The 15911-nt window shown below is 71.5% G+C and carries 12 protein-coding genes and 4 pseudogenes; 7 read left to right on the top strand and 9 right to left on the bottom strand.

Translation table 11 applies throughout. From position 1 onward, the window contains the following. Positions 1-180 precede the first annotated feature (180 nt). From ACIBEC_RS39005 to ACIBEC_RS38995, 3 genes are read left to right on the top strand one after another with little or no spacing between them, the layout of a single operon-like run. Entirely contained in the window at positions 181-1230 is a 1050-nt protein-coding gene (locus ACIBEC_RS39005; RefSeq protein WP_360507133.1) for a GSCFA domain-containing protein, read from the top strand. Next, on the top strand, positions 1193-1888 hold the full coding sequence (locus ACIBEC_RS39000; RefSeq protein ID WP_360507130.1) for a hypothetical protein: 696 nt from the start codon (positions 1193-1195) through the stop codon (positions 1886-1888). Before ACIBEC_RS39005 ends, ACIBEC_RS39000 begins: the two co-directional genes overlap by 38 nt. 53 nt (positions 1889-1941) lie before the next feature. After that, on the top strand, positions 1942-2814 hold the full coding sequence (locus tag ACIBEC_RS38995; RefSeq protein WP_360507127.1) for a TauD/TfdA family dioxygenase: 873 nt from the start codon (positions 1942-1944) through the stop codon (positions 2812-2814). 78 nt (positions 2815-2892) lie between these two features. On the opposite strand, the gene ACIBEC_RS38990 is transcribed toward ACIBEC_RS38995, so the two are convergent. From ACIBEC_RS38990 to ACIBEC_RS38975, 4 genes are all read right to left on the bottom strand, one after another. Continuing rightward, positions 2893-3660 (bottom strand): SpcZ, encoded by a 768-nt coding sequence (locus ACIBEC_RS38990; protein ID WP_360507125.1) that lies wholly within the window; start codon positions 3658-3660, stop codon positions 2893-2895. 310 nt (positions 3661-3970) lie between these two features. After that, entirely contained in the window at positions 3971-4372 is a 402-nt protein-coding gene (locus ACIBEC_RS38985) for a hypothetical protein (RefSeq protein WP_360507123.1), read from the bottom strand. Positions 4373-4498: 126 nt separating this feature from the next. Continuing rightward, positions 4499-5500: a pyridoxal-phosphate dependent enzyme gene (locus tag ACIBEC_RS38980; protein WP_360507120.1), complete on the bottom strand. Its 1002-nt coding sequence runs from the start codon at positions 5498-5500 to the stop codon at positions 4499-4501. Between the two features lie 87 nt (positions 5501-5587). Further along, positions 5588-7678: a phosphocholine-specific phospholipase C gene (locus tag ACIBEC_RS38975; protein WP_360507117.1), complete on the bottom strand. Its 2091-nt coding sequence runs from the start codon at positions 7676-7678 to the stop codon at positions 5588-5590. Between the two features lie 210 nt (positions 7679-7888). On the opposite strand from ACIBEC_RS38975, the pseudogene ACIBEC_RS38970 reads away from it, so the two are divergent. Continuing rightward, positions 7889-8166 (top strand): annotated as a pseudogene (locus ACIBEC_RS38970) (ATP/GTP-binding protein); the annotation flags it as partial. Positions 8167-8375: 209 nt separating this feature from the next. Here ACIBEC_RS38970 and ACIBEC_RS38965 read toward each other — a convergent pair. Continuing rightward, positions 8376-9341 carry an NAD(P)-dependent alcohol dehydrogenase gene (locus ACIBEC_RS38965; RefSeq protein WP_360507114.1) on the bottom strand — a complete coding sequence of 322 codons (966 nt, stop codon included), beginning with the start codon at positions 9339-9341 and terminating at the stop codon, positions 8376-8378. A gap of 108 nt (positions 9342-9449) precedes the next feature. Between ACIBEC_RS38965 and ACIBEC_RS38960 the strand changes: the two genes are divergently transcribed. Both ACIBEC_RS38960 and ACIBEC_RS38955 read left to right on the top strand, forming a co-directional pair. After that, positions 9450-10130 (top strand): helix-turn-helix domain-containing protein, encoded by a 681-nt coding sequence (locus ACIBEC_RS38960; RefSeq protein WP_360507112.1) that lies wholly within the window; start codon positions 9450-9452, stop codon positions 10128-10130. Between the two features lie 252 nt (positions 10131-10382). Continuing rightward, positions 10383-10493 (top strand): annotated as a pseudogene (locus ACIBEC_RS38955) (IS6 family transposase); the annotation flags it as partial. A 170-nt stretch (positions 10494-10663) separates the two neighbouring features. On the opposite strand, the gene ACIBEC_RS38950 reads toward ACIBEC_RS38955, so the two are convergent. The 3 genes from ACIBEC_RS38950 to ACIBEC_RS38940 are packed head-to-tail and all read right to left on the bottom strand — an operon-like array spanning position 10664 to position 14915. Beyond that, the gene (locus ACIBEC_RS38950) at positions 10664-10807 is read right to left on the bottom strand and encodes a hypothetical protein (RefSeq protein ID WP_360507109.1); all 144 of its coding nucleotides are present in this window, start codon (positions 10805-10807) and stop codon (positions 10664-10666) included. 60 nt (positions 10808-10867) lie between these two features. Continuing rightward, positions 10868-11380 carry a hypothetical protein gene (locus ACIBEC_RS38945; protein ID WP_360507106.1) on the bottom strand — a complete coding sequence of 171 codons (513 nt, stop codon included), beginning with the start codon at positions 11378-11380 and terminating at the stop codon, positions 10868-10870. A 16-nt stretch (positions 11381-11396) separates the two neighbouring features. Continuing rightward, complete coding sequence (locus tag ACIBEC_RS38940) at positions 11397-14915, bottom strand: CHAT domain-containing protein (RefSeq protein WP_396290084.1); 3519 nt, start codon at positions 14913-14915, stop codon at positions 11397-11399. 261 nt (positions 14916-15176) lie between these two features. On the opposite strand from ACIBEC_RS38940, the pseudogene ACIBEC_RS38935 reads away from it, so the two are divergent. After that, a pseudogene (locus ACIBEC_RS38935) lies at positions 15177-15272 on the top strand (hypothetical protein); the annotation flags it as partial. 258 nt (positions 15273-15530) lie between these two features. Here ACIBEC_RS38935 and ACIBEC_RS38930 read toward each other — a convergent pair. Next, positions 15531-15791 (bottom strand): annotated as a pseudogene (locus ACIBEC_RS38930) (hypothetical protein); the annotation flags it as partial. Positions 15792-15911 lie beyond the last annotated feature (120 nt).

The raw sequence follows: 15911 nt of genomic DNA, 5'->3' as shown, positions 1-15911 counted from the left end.
GGCGGCTCCGGGCCCCGTCCCCGGCGCCGCCCGGGCTCCCGGCCACCCGTCCCGGGCGACACCGCGGCACCGGCCTCCGGCCCGCACCAGTCTCCCAGCCGTCCCACACCGACGTCCCGTCCCCCATACCGACGTTCCGTCCGACCTCCGCCGCCGTTCGACCATCGGAGACCATCCCTCGTGAACCCCTACCAGTCACTACCGGCGCGCTCGTTCTGGCGCTCCGCCGTGGCCGAGCCGGACCCGCTCGCCATCGACGACCTGTGGACGCCCGCGTTCGCGATCGGGCAGGACGACCCGGTCCTCACCGCCGGGTCCTGCTTCGCCGCACACATCGGCCGCGCCCTGCTGGAGCGGGGCATGAACTGGTACGACGCGGAGCCGGCCCCGCCGGGGCTGACCGAGGAGGAGCGCAGGGCGCGCCACTACGGGTGGTTCTCGTTCCGCACCGGAACCATCTACACCGCCGCCGTGCTACGGCAGTGGCTCTCCTGGGCCTTCGGCCGCACGACCCCGCCGACCGAGGCGTGGCTGGAGGACGGCAGGTACCACGACCCGTATCGCCCGTCCGTCGAACCCGGCGGCTACGCCTCGGCCGAGGAGATGCTGACAGCCCGCGGGGTGACCCTCGCCGCCATCCGCGACGCCGTCACCGAGGCCGGCTGCCTGATCTTCACCCTGGGTCTGACCGAGGCGTGGCGGGACGACGCCCACGGCACCGTCTTCCCGTCCTGCCCCGGGACCGTGCGCGGCACCTTCGACCCGGACCGCCACGTCTTCCACCAGTTCACCTTCGAAGAGGTCTACCGCGACCTGGCGGACGCCATCGCACTGGCCCGCGAGGCCAATCCGCGGCTGCGGGTCCTGCTGACCGTCTCACCGAACCCGCTGACCGCGACCGCGACCGGCGGCCATGTGCTCACCGCCAACACCTACTCCAAGTCGCTGCTGCGGACGGTGGCCGGGCAGCTGGCCCAGGACCTCGACGACGTCGACTACTTCCCCTCGTACGAACTCATCACCGGTCTCCCGTTCCGGAGCAGGTTCTACGCGCCGAACCTGCGTGAAGTGGCGCCCGAGGGCGTCGACTTCGTCATGCGCCACTTCATGACCGCGCTGTCGGGGCCCCCTGCCGCTGCGCCACCGGTGCGAACCGGCAAGCCGGCGGCGGAGCTGAAGGGAGGCGACAGCTGTGACGACGCCGTCCTCGACTACTACCGCCCCCGCTAGGTTCCTGCTGCTGGGCGACTCGCACGCAGGTCCGATCGGACGAGCCGCGAAGGCGGCCCGGATCCCGTTCCAGGGCGGTCCGATCGGTGCCGGGCGCGAGTTCACCGACGACTTCTTCGAGCCGCGCGAGCACGACGTGGTGTTCCGCAAGGCCGAGGCCGACGAGTACTACCGGGGCTTCCTGACCGACATGGGCGTCGACGGCCTCGGGCGTCTCGCGGTCCCGCTGGTGTCCACCTTCGGTCTCAGCGCGCACTACGTCGCCACCAGCGAGAACTGGCGCATCTACCGCCACCGCGACGGCGGTTTCGCCCCGGGCTTCCTGTCCGGGCCGCTGTTCGAGGCCATCGTCCGCGCCACCGTCCGCGACGCGCTGGCCTTCTACCGCCACGCACTCGGTCTGGGCCTGCGGGCGCTGGCCGTGCTGCCGCCGCAGCGGGTACCGGAACAGTCCGACCCGGCGGTGTTCATGGCCGCGCAGGAGACGGTCCGAAGCGCGCTCGACGCGCTCGGCGTGGAGATCGTCGACCTCCGCGCCCGCACCACCGGACCGGACGGCTTCCAGCGCCCCGAGTTGTGCGAGGCCGACGACTCCATCCACGGCAACCTGGCCTTCGGTCGGCTGGTCCTTGCGGATCTGCTGGCCCGCGGGCTGTGACGACACCCGATCCGCAGGCTCTGCCACCGACCCCTACACCACAGGAGCACGTCATGGAGCAGTACGAACTGGACGCCGTCAAGGCCGTCACCACCCGACCCGCCAAGGAGTACCGGACCATCACCGTCGACTCGGTCACCCCGGTGATCGGTGCCGAGATCTCCGGCGTCGACCTCTCGCAGGAGCTGTCGGACGAGCAACTGGCCGAACTGAAGCAGGCGTTCCTCCACCACCACGTCCTCGTCTTCCGTGACCAGGACTTGACGGACGAGGACCACAAGCGCTTCGCCGGGCACTTCGGCGAACTGCGCCCGGTCAACCCGCCCCCGGTCGACGCGGATCCGTACATCCTGGAGATCAGCACCAGCGCCGAGGCGGCGAACGTCGCCGGCAACGGCTGGCACGCCGACGGCACCGCCGACGCCGAACCCTCGCTCGGGTCGATGCTCTACCTCACCCGCGTGCCGGAGCCGGGCAGCGGCGGCGACACCCTGTTCGCCAACATGCACCTGGCGTACGAGATGCTGTCTCCGAGGATGCGCGAGCTGCTCGACGGCCTGACCGCGGTACACGACGGCCTTGTCGCCTTCCAGGGCTACACCCCGCCCAAGGGGTACGTGATACCCAAGAGCGAGCACCCGCTGGTGGTGCGTCACCCCGAGACCGACCGCAGGATCCTTTACGTCAACAAGGCCTACACCGCCCGCATCCCCCAGCTGTCGGCCGACGAGAGCCGGGCCCTGCTCGACCTGCTCTTCGCCCTGCCGGCCCAGCGGCCCATGCTGACCTGCCGCATCCGTTGGAGCCCCAACACCCTGGTGTTCTGGGACAACCGCTGCGTTCAGCACCACGCCACGTACGACTACTACCCGCACACCCGCTACGGGCGCCGGGTCGCCATCAACGGCGGGCCGCTCAAGGGCTGAGCCGGCTCGGACCCGGACCCGAAACCCGAAACCCGAACCCGGGCTCGGACCCGAGCCCGGGTGCCGGGTCGATCCGGCTCAGGCCGCGTCTGCGCGGGCCAGGCCGGCGGCGAGGCCGTCGGCCAGGCGCGCCCAGGTGGCGTGCTCGCCGCGCTCGTCCTGCCGGTCGGCATGCACCCGCACCACTGCGCGGATCCGGGCAGACGGATAGGTCGCGGCATAGGCGGCCGAGTCCGCCGCCGCGTACGCCGCCGCCACGGCGGCCGCGTTGGCCAAGGCGTTCGCGTCGGCATGGGAACGCACGTTGGCTGCGGTGTTGAGCTCCGCGTAGGTCTCGCCGTACCGGGCAGCCTCGGCCTCGCTGTAGCCGTTCGCCAGCGCATAGGAGCCCGCGGCAGCAGCGGCCGTGGCGTAGGCCTCGGCGTAGGGGTACGCGTCGCGGAAGAGCTCCCGCAGCTCCGGTTCGAGCGCAGTGCGCCACGTGCTCTCGTCGATCGGACCGTCGTCCATGGCCCGTGCGTGCAAAGCCAGTACGGCTTGGTGCTGCGCGGCGGACCCGCCACGCCGTGCACTCGCCTCGGTCAGTATCGGGCCGACGGCGGAGCAGTACCAGTCATGGACCACACTGAACGGCACCCTGCCGTTCAACCGCTCCAACTCCCGGTGCACACGGCGCGCCCAAGCCGTCGCCGTGCCGGCGTCCATTCCGTCGAACAGCACCTCCGACACCTGCGCCAGCCAGGGCGGCATGGCCGGCCCCTCCCCTGATACCCCCGCTCCGCCGGGGGCCCGTGCAGCGGCGCCGAGTGACGAATAGAAGGCCGAGAAGGTCTCGGATGAGGTCATCTGATCTCCTGAGCTGTCTGTATGCTTCGGGCCGTGCCGTGCCGTGTCGAGTCGTACGGCTGCGGGTCACCTCGGCCCTGGGTGGTGGGCAGTTCGGACCCCCGGCCTACCAATGCTGACGATTTACCGGCAGGGATGGTTCACCAGGCCCCTGGCCTGGGCGAAAACTCCGAATCGGTAGCCCGCGCCACCCTTGCACCCGTTGCGGAAGACGGGCGCGGATGGTCGCGGATCACCGTGAGGCCCCTCCGCCCGGCCACTCGCAGCGGCAGGCCGACGGGAGGCGCGCTGAACCGCCGGGCTCGCCGGCTCAGGACCGGCAGTCGGGACAGCAGCGCGATGCCGTGCGAGGGAGCCTCTCCGTGGTGCCCGGCGCCCGGGGCGCGTACACCCGCAGCCCTGGTTCGGACCGGTCGAGGACCCAGGTCCGGCCCGGTACGGACCGGGCGTGGAACGCCGAGGCGTAGCGCCAGTCCGCGGCACCGGTCGCCTCGGCGATCGCCCGCGCCTGGTCCACCCGGCCCGACCGCTCCTGGAAGCGGTCGAGCTCCTGCAGCGCCACCACGTCGGCGTCCAGGGACGCGACGGCCTCGACGAGCGGGTGCACGGTGGTGGTGTCGGAGGCCGTCGTCGGCGGGCGGCCGTCGTCCAGGAGCTGCCGCCCGTGCAGGACGTTGAAGGTCGCAAGGCGCACCAGCGCGGAGCCGATCATGGTTGGACGGTACAACAGCGGTCCGGGCCGCGAACGGTGGAGGGCCGCAGCCGCCTCGCTCGGTCCGGCAGGCGATCGAGCTGCTGCTGAGGGCCGTCACCAAGACCGGGACGTCAGCCGACTCGGTCACCGGGGGCCGAAGGTGTTGAGGAACACCACCGGCCCGTCGGCGAAGCGTCCGGCCGCGTCGAGGTCGAGCAGCGCGGCCATCGCCTTGGCGGTGTAGGTGAGTTCCAGCTCCAAGCCGGCCTCGGACGCCGCCCGGTCGAGGACGGCCCGGGCACGCGCGGTCGGGTGCGCGTAGCCGGGGCCGAGCCAGCCGCGCTCGGCGACGACGTCGTCCGCACGGAGCTGTATGCGGGGCAGTCGAGCGCCCCGAGCCCGCAGGAGCGCCTGGGACTTGGCCGCCAGACGGGTGTGCGCGGCGCTGTCGAGGCGGAGGGTGTCGTTGACCACGACCCCCAGGACGCGGGTGCGCAGGCCGGCCAGCCGCAGGCCCAGGGCCAGCCCGGCCGCGGTGCCTCCGGAGCCCACCGCCGTCACGACCCAGCCGGGCTCCGGCAGCAGTCCCCGCACCACCTGCTCGGCCAGTTCGAGCGCGCACTCGACGTACCCGAGCGCGCCGAGCGGCGAGGACCCGCCGGGCGGCAGGTAGCGGGGCAGGGCCAGGCCGCGGGTGTGCCGGGCGAACAGCCAGGGCGCGGCCAGCAGCAGCCGGGCCTTGGTGTGGGCGAAGTGGAGGGTGGCTCCGGAGTCGTGCAGCCGTCGCAGCTGGGCGCGGACGTGGTCGTCCACCGGGTGGTCGACCAGCGCGAGTGCGACGTCGAGACCCTGCTCCCGGGCGTAGAGCGCGGTTGCCAGGCCCCAGTTGGTGCCGAGGCCGCCGACGGTCAGGACGGTCCGCGGGCGCCCGCGTCGGAGCTCGGGCAGTAGCCACTCCAGCTTGCGGACCTTGTTCCCGCCCCAACCCCCGTGCCCGTAGCCGCTCTCGTCCTTGAGCCACAGCTCGGACCGGCAGCCCAGGCCCGTCAGCGGGCGCACGGGCGTCGGGGCGTCGCCCAGCGGGAGGTGGGGCAGTGACGCGGCGACCTCCGGCCAACGCCGGTGGATGAACGGACGGCGTGTCATGGGCCGACCGTACGGCCGAACGCGGGTGAGCGCGAGGCCGTCGGCCCGGGCGGGCCGACGGTACGGACCGGGCCGGCTGTTGTGCGCTCAGCCGGTGATGCTGGTCCCGCCGGTCTCGACGTGGCCCGCGAAGCGGCGGGACCAGGCGGGGTCGAGGTCGACGGTGACGGTGAAGTCGTACCAGCCGTGGGTGTAGGCGACGGCGTTGAAGTAGTCGGAGACGCTGCCGCCGGCGGGCACCCTGTAGATCCAGGGGCCGTCGGAGCGGTACTGGTTGGTGGTGATGGTGAAGGTCGCGGTGCGGCCGGAGGCGGCCTGGTTGGTCAGGGTGAACCAGATCGCCTGCTTGCCGGTGTCGGGAGCCGCGGCGTAGGAGCTGGTGGCCTCGGCGTACCGGCCGGCGCCGGTGGCGTTGCCGACGACCCGGCGCAGGAAGCGGTTGGGGCCGAAGAGGCTGAGATCGTACGCGCCGTCGCCGAAGCCCGAGCCGATGTTGAAGTAGTCCTGGGCGGTGCCGTCGGTACCGCTCGCCGGATCGTGGGCGGGGACCGTGTACTGCCAGGGGCCGCCGCCGCGGTGGGCGTTGGCGTAGGCGGAGAAGTGGGCGGGCCTGGTGGCGTGCCGGCCCTCGTTGGACATCCGCAGCCAGAGCAGGATCTTGCCGTTCGGGCCGTACTCGATCCGGTCCACCGAGCCGTTGGGCTGGTATGGCACGGCGCGGGCGGACTTGGTGCCGGGCTCCTGGGCGGGCATGGTGTTGTTGGTCGGGATGGGGTTGGGCAGGAAGGTGCAGCCGGACCGACCGATCACCGCGCTGGTGTCGGGCAGTGGCGGCAGCCCGTACACCGGGTTGGTGAAGTCGAGGGTGCCGGTGAGGTCGCCGCAGACCTGCCGCCGCCAGTCGGAGATGTTGGTGCAGTGGGCGGGTGTGCCGAGTGCGGTGGTCCACGTCTCCAGGAAGCGCAGCACGGAGGTGTGGTCGAAGACCTCGGAGCTGACCCAGCCGCCGCGGCTCCACGGTGACACCACGATCATCGGGACGCGGAAGCCGAGGCCGATGTTGGTCCCGTTGTAGAACTCCCCCGGGGTGCCGGCGGGCGCGGTGGGCGGCGGGACGTGGTCGAAGAAGCCGTCGTTCTCGTCGTAGTTGAGGAACAGGATGGTGGAGTCGAGCACGTCGGGGTCGGCGGCGAGGGCCTGGAGGACCAGGTTGACGAAGTGTGCGCCGTCGTTCGGCGGGGCGTCCGGGTGCTCGGAGGAGTTCTGGTCGGGGACGATCCAGGAGACCTGGGGCAGGGTGCCGTTGACGGCGTCGGCCCGGATGGCGGCGGCGATGTCGTCGGGGGTGCGGCCGGTCGCCTTGGGGACGGAGGCCATGCCCCGGTCGTGCAGCGGGCTGCCGGCCGGGGCGTTGGCGAACTGGGTGAAGTAGGCGAGGGCGTTGTCGCCGAAGTTGTCGTCCGCGTTCTGGTAGACCTTCCAGCTCACGCCGGCGTTCTGCAGTGCCTCGGCGTAGGTCTGCCAGCGCAGGCCCTTTTCCTCTCCGCCGTCGTACGCGGCGCCGCCCGCGCCGGCGGACGGGTCGATCGTGCCGCTCCACAGGTAGGTGCGGTTGGGGCCGGTGGCGCTGAGGATCGAGCAGTGGTAGGCGTCGCAGACGGTGTAGGCGTCGGCCAGGGCGTAGTGGAAGGGTATGTCGGACCGGTTCATGAAGCCCATGGCGCGGTCGGACAGCTTGGCGGAGATCCAGCTGTCCATCCGGCCGTTGTTCCACGCCTTGTGCTGGCTGGACCAGCCGTGGTCGAGCGACTGGTCGCACTGCGCGAACTTCTCGGAGCTGGTGAAGACCGTCGAGGGCGTGGTGCTCAGCTGCCACGGGTACTGGTGGCCCCACAGCAGCCCGGGCTGGGCGAACACCGGGGTGCCGTTGCCGCCGATGGTGACGGCGCTGCGGTCGCCGAAGCCGCGCACGCCCTTCAACGAGCCGAAGTAGTGGTCGAAGCTGCGGTTCTCCTGCATCAGGACGACGACATGGCGCACGTCGCGGATGGTGCCGGTGCCGGTGGCGGAGGTCGCGGCCGCGGCCTTCGGGGCCGCGTCGGGGAGGGCGTCGATGCCCAGCGCGGCGCCGAGGGCGGCGGCCGAGCCGAGGAAGGTGCGACGGGTCAGCGGGGACAAGGGGGGAGCCTCCGGATCGGGGGTGGACAGGGGAGCACAACCAAGTGGACAGAATGTCAGCAGCGGGGGCGGCATGAACAGGTCTGATGCCGGGGATTCGCTCAGCCCGCCTGGTTGTTCGAGAGGGGGAGCACCCATCGGCTGGAAATACGGCAGATTTGCCCAGTGATCGCGCGGCCGCCCGTGGGCGATCCGAGGCGAAGAGGAGCCGGCGCCCTACCCGCCCGGCAGGGCAACCGTCGCCCGTTCACCGACCTGATCACCGACCTCGAACAAGCCCTCGACCTCAAACGCCACCACACCGGCAGCCTTCCCCGCCACGCCCCGTATCTCCACCAGCGCACCGCCGGACGTATCGGAAGCCTCACACGCCTGATCCGCGAAGCCGCCCTGACCGCGATCCTCGACGGCACCGAACGCATCACCAAAACCACCTCGACAAAGTACGACTGGACCACCTCGCGGAAACCCATCCCCGACAACGCTGACCAGCCGCCCGTCTTCGCGGTCGTGCCACACACCGGCTGAGAACAGCCCGCCCCACCCCACCACCACAACAACACCGCCCTCATGTCACCCTCGGCAGGAACGCGCTGGTGGGCTTCCTGCTGCTCAGTGGGCGCCGGCGAGTTCTCCGGAGAGCCCGCCGTGGCGGTCGGCGCTGGGCGCGGCTGTGACCAGCGCTTCCCAACGAACCCTAGTCGACCCTGACCACGTACTTGCCCCGCACCCCGCCCGCCTCCAGCGCCCGGTGCGCCGCCGCTGTCTCTTCCAGCGGGAAGACCGTGTCCACCGCCGGCCGCAGCTTCCCCTCCGTCACCTGGCGGGCGAGGTCGTCGAAGAGCGCACGTTCGGGGTTGCCGCTGAAGAAGCGCACCCGGCCGCGTCCGTGGACGGCGCTGGCCGCGATGTAGCCCAGCGAGGCGACGGGCCGCGTCAGGTCGAGGGCGATGGTGACCATGCGCCCGCCGGGCTTCAGCAGCCGCCGTAGGCTACGCAGGTCGGTGCCCGCCGTGTCCAGGACCACGTCGAACAGTCCCAGTTCCACGGGGGACACGGCCCGGTGGTCGACGGCGTGGTAGGCGCCGAGCGTGCGGACGAAGTCGAGGTTGGCAGCGCGGGCCAGGGCCGTGACCTCGGCGCCGTACGCCTGTCCGAGCTGGACGGCGGCGTTGCCGACGCCGCCCGCCGCGCCCCGTACGAGCAGCCGTTCGCCTGGGCGCAGTGCGGCCTTGTCGCGCAGGGCCGTGATGGCCGTGGTGGCCACCGGCAGCGCGGCGGCGGCCACGAGGTCCAGTCCGTCCGGGACCCGGCCGAGCCGCTCGGGCCGTACCGTCACGTACTCGGCAGCGCTGCCGAATCCGGAGCTGCGGCCCAGGACGCCCCACACCTGGTCGCCGACCGCTACGCCGGTCGCGCCGGTGCCGAGTGCGGCGATCTCGCCGGTGAAGTCCAGCCCGATGCGCTGCGGGAACTTCCGGCCGGTGAGGAGGCGGGCCCGACCGGAACGGGCCGCCAGTTCGCCGCCGTTCACGCTGAACGCGCGCACGCGCACGAGGACCTCGCCGGGTGCCGGTCCGGGACGTGGCACCCGGCCCACATACAGCACCTCGGGGCCGCCGAAGCGGTCGAACAGTACGGCTTTCATCGTGCGGTCGTCCATCGTTGGGTTCTCACCTTCGCCACCAGTGGCCGTGCGGGGGATCGTGGCGCCGAGCGTAGGCTGGCAAGCGGACGAGATCGTCCATTTGACCGAAGGTGAGAGAGAGCGGTGGGGGAATCCTCTCGGATCGCGGGGCAGGACATTCTGCGGGCGGACGCCCGGCGCAACCGGCTGCGCATCCTCGCGGCTGCCCGCGTGGTCTTCGCCCAGCACGGCATCGACGCGCCCATGGCGACCGTGGCCCGACGGGCGGGAGTCGGCGTGGCGACGCTGTACCGGCGTTTCCCGACGCGGGACGCCCTGGTGCGGGCCGCGTTCGCGCACCAGATGGACACCTGTGCCCGGGCGCTCACCGAGGCGCTGGCCGACCCCGATCCGTGGCAGGGCTTCCAGCGGCTGGTCGAGACGGTCTGCGAACTACAACGGGAGGAACGGGGCTTCCCGGCCGCGTTCGTCGCGGCCTTTCCGGACAGCACGCGAGAACACGCGCGGCTACGGGAACAGGCCGAGCGGGACTTCATGACCCTGGTCCGCAGGGCTCAGGCAGCGGGCGCGCTGCGGGCCGACTTCCACCCCTCCGACTTTGCCGTAGCCATGTTGTCCCACTGCGGTCTGGTCACCGCACTGCCAGGTGACCGTGCGGCGTCCCGGCGTCTGGTGGCGTACTTGCTCCAGTCGTTCCGCGCCGAGGCGGCCCACGGAGCGCTGCCAGCGCCGAGCGCACTGTCGCTGCGCAATCTTCCGCTTGCGGCCGACGGCTCCCAGGGACAGCGGCCCTCCAGAGCCTGAGAAGCGATCCGCAAACCCCACACGGGGCTGGGGGCAGCACAAGTGTTCGCGGGTTCCCGGTTCCAGTGGCGTCATCGACGAGACCGAGACGGGAGGGGCCGACCCGGCAGAGCCGTCGGTTCCGGCGCCGGACAGGATCGAGGGGGGCGTCTCGGGGGAGCGCCTGGTGCTTTTCACCGACGCGGTGACCGCGATCTCCGTCACCCTGCTGATCCTGCCTGGTGGACCTCGTCCCAGAAGTCGCATCCGCCCAGACCTCGCCGCCCCCTGATGGCCGCCACCGGCTACCGAGCCGAGATGACCGTCCGCTTCGCGATCTGGGAGCAGGTCACCGGAACCGCCGGCCCGCCCACCGCGGCCTGAACACACAGCTGCAACCCGGCCCCACCACACCCCGACACACCCTCAGGCACTCTCGCACCTAATAACGTGACAACGCCCTTTCGCGGCCTGGAAGCATTCCTCAATGCACCACCTGGTCCCGGCCGTACGTGCTCGACAAGGGAATCGCCCACACGTACAGCAAGCCGGCATCACCGCACCTCAACGGCAAGGTCGAACGCTCGCACCGCATCGACGTCGAGGAGTTCTATCGCATGCTCGCCGGTGTCGTCATCGACGACACCGGCGCCCTGAACGACAAACTCCGAGAATGGGAGGACTACTGCAACTTCCACACGAACGCCTCAAGCAGAAGACCGAGACCCAGGTGTAATCAAGCTCCGGCAGATGCACATCTAGGGCTGTCGGAAGGTGCCCAGGAACTTGGCCAGTGCGCGGACCAGTCCACTGCCCGAGGTGTACACGACCTCCCGCTCATAGCGCAGCTTCCCGTTCTCGTCCAGCTCCATCGTGGTCCGCTCCTCGGCCTTGCCCCGGGCGAGCACCACCGCCAGGCCGGCGACCGCGAGGGCGCCGACGGCGACGATCTCCAGTCCGCCGAACACGAAGGCCTTCCGACCGGCCGAACCCACGGCGTCCGTGACCGGGGTACGCCACTCCTCGGTACCGGCCGCTGTCAGCAACAGAATCCTCGCCAGATCCTCCACGTCGGGGAGCATGGCGTACGGGTTCCGTTCGACCTCTGCCATCAGGTCGGACAGCGCCTCCTGCTCGGGGGTGTCCTCGGTCAGCAGGTCGCCGAGGGCGAGGACAGCCTCGAAGACCTCCTCGCGGTTGAGTGCGGCGATCGAGGCGGCGAGTTCCGGGATGTCGGCAGCGTCGGACGGCAGGGCGGAGTCGGTGGTCATCGGCATTCTCCTCGGGTCACAGCCAGCTCCCCCTGAGCGCGAACGGCGCCCAGTGGAAGGGGTGTTCGTATCGGTCCCGGTTCTCCAGGACCGCGGCGCGGTAGTGCTGGGCGAGCGGTTGTCCGGGTTCCCGGCTCCAACGGGTGTAGAGGGATTCGACGAAGCCCAGGGCGGAGACGTGGTCGACGTCCCAGAGCGGGGCGATCAATGACCGGGTGCCGCCCGCGAACAGGGCTCTCTCAAGCCCGATCCGGGTACCTCCCGCCCCGGGCCGGTTCCGGCCGGAGGAGCAGGCGATCGAGACGACCACCTCGGGGCAGACCGTGGCGCCGGCCAGGTCGGCCGAGTCCACCAGGAACCGCCGCAGCTCGGGCGCCTGCTCGACCGGCAGCGGCGCCGGCGGCAGCACCTTGCCGTCCGCGACGCAGATGCCCCGACCACGGGCGGGGAGGGAGTTGGCGCCGTGGGCCAGGACCAGGAGATGCCGGACGGCGGGGAGTACCTCGAGCAGGGCGGCCTTGTCGGCCCGGACGCCGTCGAGCCGGCGGGTGGACGGTCCGAGCAGGCCGGCCAACCGGTGGGCTGAGTTCCGGAGCCGCTCGGCGAACTCCTCGCGGTCGCCCTCCTTGGGCACGGTGAGCACGGCCGAGGGGTGGATGCCCGGTGGGGGGAGCGGGCCGGTGGCGAGCACGGACTCGATGACGCCGAGATTGGGGCCGTAGCCGATCGAGTTGCGTTCCAGGAGCAGTCGGCCGCCGGGCAGGGTGGCCGCGTGCAACGGGATGCCAAGCAACTCGGCACTGGGCAGCAGCAGGAGGTGCTGCTCCCCCGCCAGATGGTCGGCGATGGATTCGCCGACCAGGCGCAGGAACTCCGCGAGCGGGGCGAGGGCCGCACGCTGCTGGCGTGTCGTCACACAACCGGTGCCGGCGCTGACGTCGAAGGCGGCCCGCAGGGTACGGAGTTCGCGCGGCAGGACAGGCAGCGTGACGGCCCGCATCACTCCGGCCGGGTCGGCGGTGACCAGCCGCAGCCCGTCCGGGGCCTCCAGGAACGTGACCAGGGCGGCGGGCACACCGTGGCTGCGGCTGAGTTCGAGGACCGCCGCCACGCGGTCGGCCATGCCCGACGGCGTCCGGTCGGGTCGCGGGAGGCGGCTGCGGACCTCGCGGCCCCCGACGAACTCCGCGACCCGCAGGAGCGCGGCCGGTCCGGCGGTGTGCCGGGCGACGGCTTCGGTGGCGCAGGTGACGAGCTCCCGCTGCACCTCCTCCTTGTCGGTGAGCCAGGACCCGACCAGGTCCGTTCCGGCGGCTGGGGCGACGATCCTGTCGTCGAGGGCGTCCAGCAGCAGGAGGGCGGCGGGCCAACGCACCTCGGGTCCGGTCGCGTCGAGCAGCCGAAACCGTTCCCAGAGCAATTCCCAAGGCATGCCGACGCGGCCGACGAACGGCTCGTACCGCCCCGCTGCCGCGCGGGCACCGGCCAGGTCGCCCCGGGCCCGCCGGTACTGGACCAGGCGGAGCAGGCCGAACGGATCGATCCGGCCGTTCTGCACCGAGGTGTCCAGGTGTGACTGTGCCTTCGAGACCAGGTCGGCGTCCACCGCGGTCCGGCAGGCGCAGAAGAGGATCGCTCCGGCCACCAGGGCCCGCGGGTGCCACAGGTTCTCGGTCAGGTCCCAGGCTTCCTGGAGCCCTGCCAGGTCGGGTTGGTCCTCCACCACGGCCGACAGCTCGCAGTACTGGACCAGGATCTGGACCCGCTCACCGGTGTGGTTGCGCGAGAGGGCGATCCCGGCCGCTTTCCGCACCACCTGGAGCGCCTCCTGGTGCCGGTTCACCGCCAGATGGCACAGGGCGAGACTCACCGAGTACTTGACACGGATCACGGAGTCGGGGTCCTCCTCGGCCAGTGCGTCCGTCAGCAGGTCGATGGCCAGGTCGACCCGTCCGGTGTCACGCAGGACGATCGCCCGGTTGGTGCGCAGGGTCTGAAGGCCGTGCGGGCTCGGCCCACCGGGTGCCCGGCCCGCTTCCGCCTCGGCGGACTCGTACGCTGCCAGGGCCTCGTCCAGCCGACCGCCGTAGCGGAGGATGTTGCCGCGTTCGTTCTCAAGGGCGCAGCGGAGGCCCGGGGACGGATCGCCGCGCAGGACCCGCGGCCTGAAGCGGATCAGCAGGCGGCGGCCGGTCCCGTACTCCCGGACCCAGGCGAAGGCCGAGATGGCGCGGATGACCGCCCAGCCGAGCGTCTCCACGGCTCCCTCGGCCTCCAGCCGATTGCAGACCGTCCAGGCGAACAGCTCAGCCGCCTGCTGCCGACCGGCGGCGAGCAGTGAGCGGCACGTCGCCTCCACATGGCCTGACTCCGCCCCCCGGACATCGGCACCGGATTCCGAATCCTCCGGGCCGGTGCGCGGCTCCGGGAAGACCATCCCGAGCAGCGCGTCGACCAACTCGGTGTCGTCCGGTATCTGCTGGAAGAACCAGACGGGCCACCCGCCACTCATCTCCTGAACGAATCGCTCGGCCATCCCGATGTGGTCGAACCAGTCGGCAAGGTGCCGCCGAACGTCAGGATCGCGCCACTCCTGGAAGGCCACGTCCCAGGCGCTCGCGAAGGTGATCGTACGCCGCAGGGTCGTCGCGTCCAGCAGATCGCCCGGGTCGAGGAGGCCGGGCACCCGGGACAGTCGGAAGTACAGGAAGCACAGCGAAGTCCAGATCTCGGAGCGGGGGTTGGGGACATCGGCCAAGGCGTGGGCCAGAGCATTCAGGTACTCCCACCGGACGGCCCGGTCCGCGGTCGGGGGATCGAGGAGATTCTCGGCGTCCAGCGGTGGACACCGGTCCGCAAGGGCCGCCAGCACCTCCGGTCGGCGCAGGCACCTCACCGGGATCCGCGCCGTCATCACCCGGGCCGCCGCATCGGGGCCGCCGTGGTGGTAGGCGTAGGTGAAGCACCGGTCGACGGCCTCGACCACCGAACGGGTGAGGAGTTCGGCCGCCAGGGCCAGGCGCTCGGCGGCCTCCTGCGCAGACTCACCAGGAGCGACTAACCCCGACCCGATCTCGTGGTCGATGAGCAGGAGGGCCAGCGGCGTCTGCAACAGCGGGACCCGCTCGGAGGCATAAGGGACCTGCTCATCGGCCGACAGCTCGGACATTCCGCGCTTCAGGAGGTCATCGGCCCAGGCTCGAACGGTGTTGGCCAGATCTTCCGGGCTCTCGCACCGGACGAAGCGGGGAGGCCGACCACCTGGTGGGGTGATCAGCTGTTCCAGCGTGTCCATGATGTCCTGTGGCACGCTCCAGGAGGCGAACTCGCGGTCGTCCTCCCGGACGACTACCAGCGGAGTGGCCGGCCGGCTAACGGCGCCGCACACCGGGCAGCGGTGCACGTTCAGTCGGCCGGTGAGCAGATCGAGCACGGCTCGGGCATCGCCGGGGAAATGCATCACCAACCGCGACCGGGCCTTCGACCGCACCGAGCAGCGCCGGCACGCGACCTCGAACTCCCGCCACGTTCTCATGGTCACGGACGAGTTGCCCCCTTGTTCTGACGTCACATCAAACTCTAGTGGGAGCGACGGTGTCGCGTCTCCCGCAGTGGCCGGACGGCAGAAGGTCAACTGGTGTCCCGACCGGAGGCATCGGTAGATCGCTGATAGAGGCAGGACCACCAGCGTGCTGGGAGGCTCTTCGTAACGTGGATGCCGGCGACTGGTGCCACGCCAACGAGGCCGGGACAGCACGACCCCCCGTAAAGGACCAAGCCGACGCTTGCCGGGCAGATGATCGCGGCAGCACTGGACGCGGGGATCGGCGCCTCCTGGGTGACCGGCGACGAGGCCTACGGCCAAGACCCCCACCTGCGCGCCCTGTTGGAGTCCCGTGGCATCGGCTACGTCCTGGCCGTCGCCTGCAGCACGCGGGTGCGGATCAACCAGGGGCGGACCGCTGCCCGCGCGGATGCCGTCGCCGACCGCTTGCCCGCCTCGGCCTGGTACCGGCAGAGCGCCGGCTCCGGAGCGAAGGGGCCGCACTACGTCGGCCGGCTCCTCGTCGGCCAGCGCCGGGTCGGTGCTCTTCACCTTGGTGCGGAACAGCTCGCGATAGGCGGTGAACTTCGCGGCCACCCGCTCCGGCGCCATCGTCGAGCGGTCGACCTCCACCATCAGCACCGGCACCCCGATCTCCAGGGCGGCCTGCCACACCGCGTCCGGGCGTACCTTGCGCCGCCCGCCCGGCAGCAGGAACTCGGTCTCGGTCGACCAGGAGCGCACGGTGCCCACCCCGCCCGCGGCCCCGGGCGCGCTGCCGCCGAGGACGAACGCGGCGATCGTCTCGTTGACGGCCATCGCGTGCTGGGCGCCGGAGCGGCCCGCGCCCCGGGCGGTGCCACCCATCTCCGAGCGGACCATCCCGAGCTCCTGCCCGGCGGCGTCCAGTCCGGCGGCGCCTTCGAGTCGCCAGGTCTTGTGCCGGTCCTTGGGGTTGCCGTCGGAGGCGACCAGGCCGTGCAGCGC

Source organism: Kitasatospora sp. NPDC051164, from assembly GCF_044455625.1.
Classification (GTDB): Bacteria; Actinomycetota; Actinomycetes; order Streptomycetales; family Streptomycetaceae; genus Kitasatospora.
Note: the sequence above shows the minus strand (reverse complement) of the source record. Positions and strands in the feature narration are given on the sequence as shown.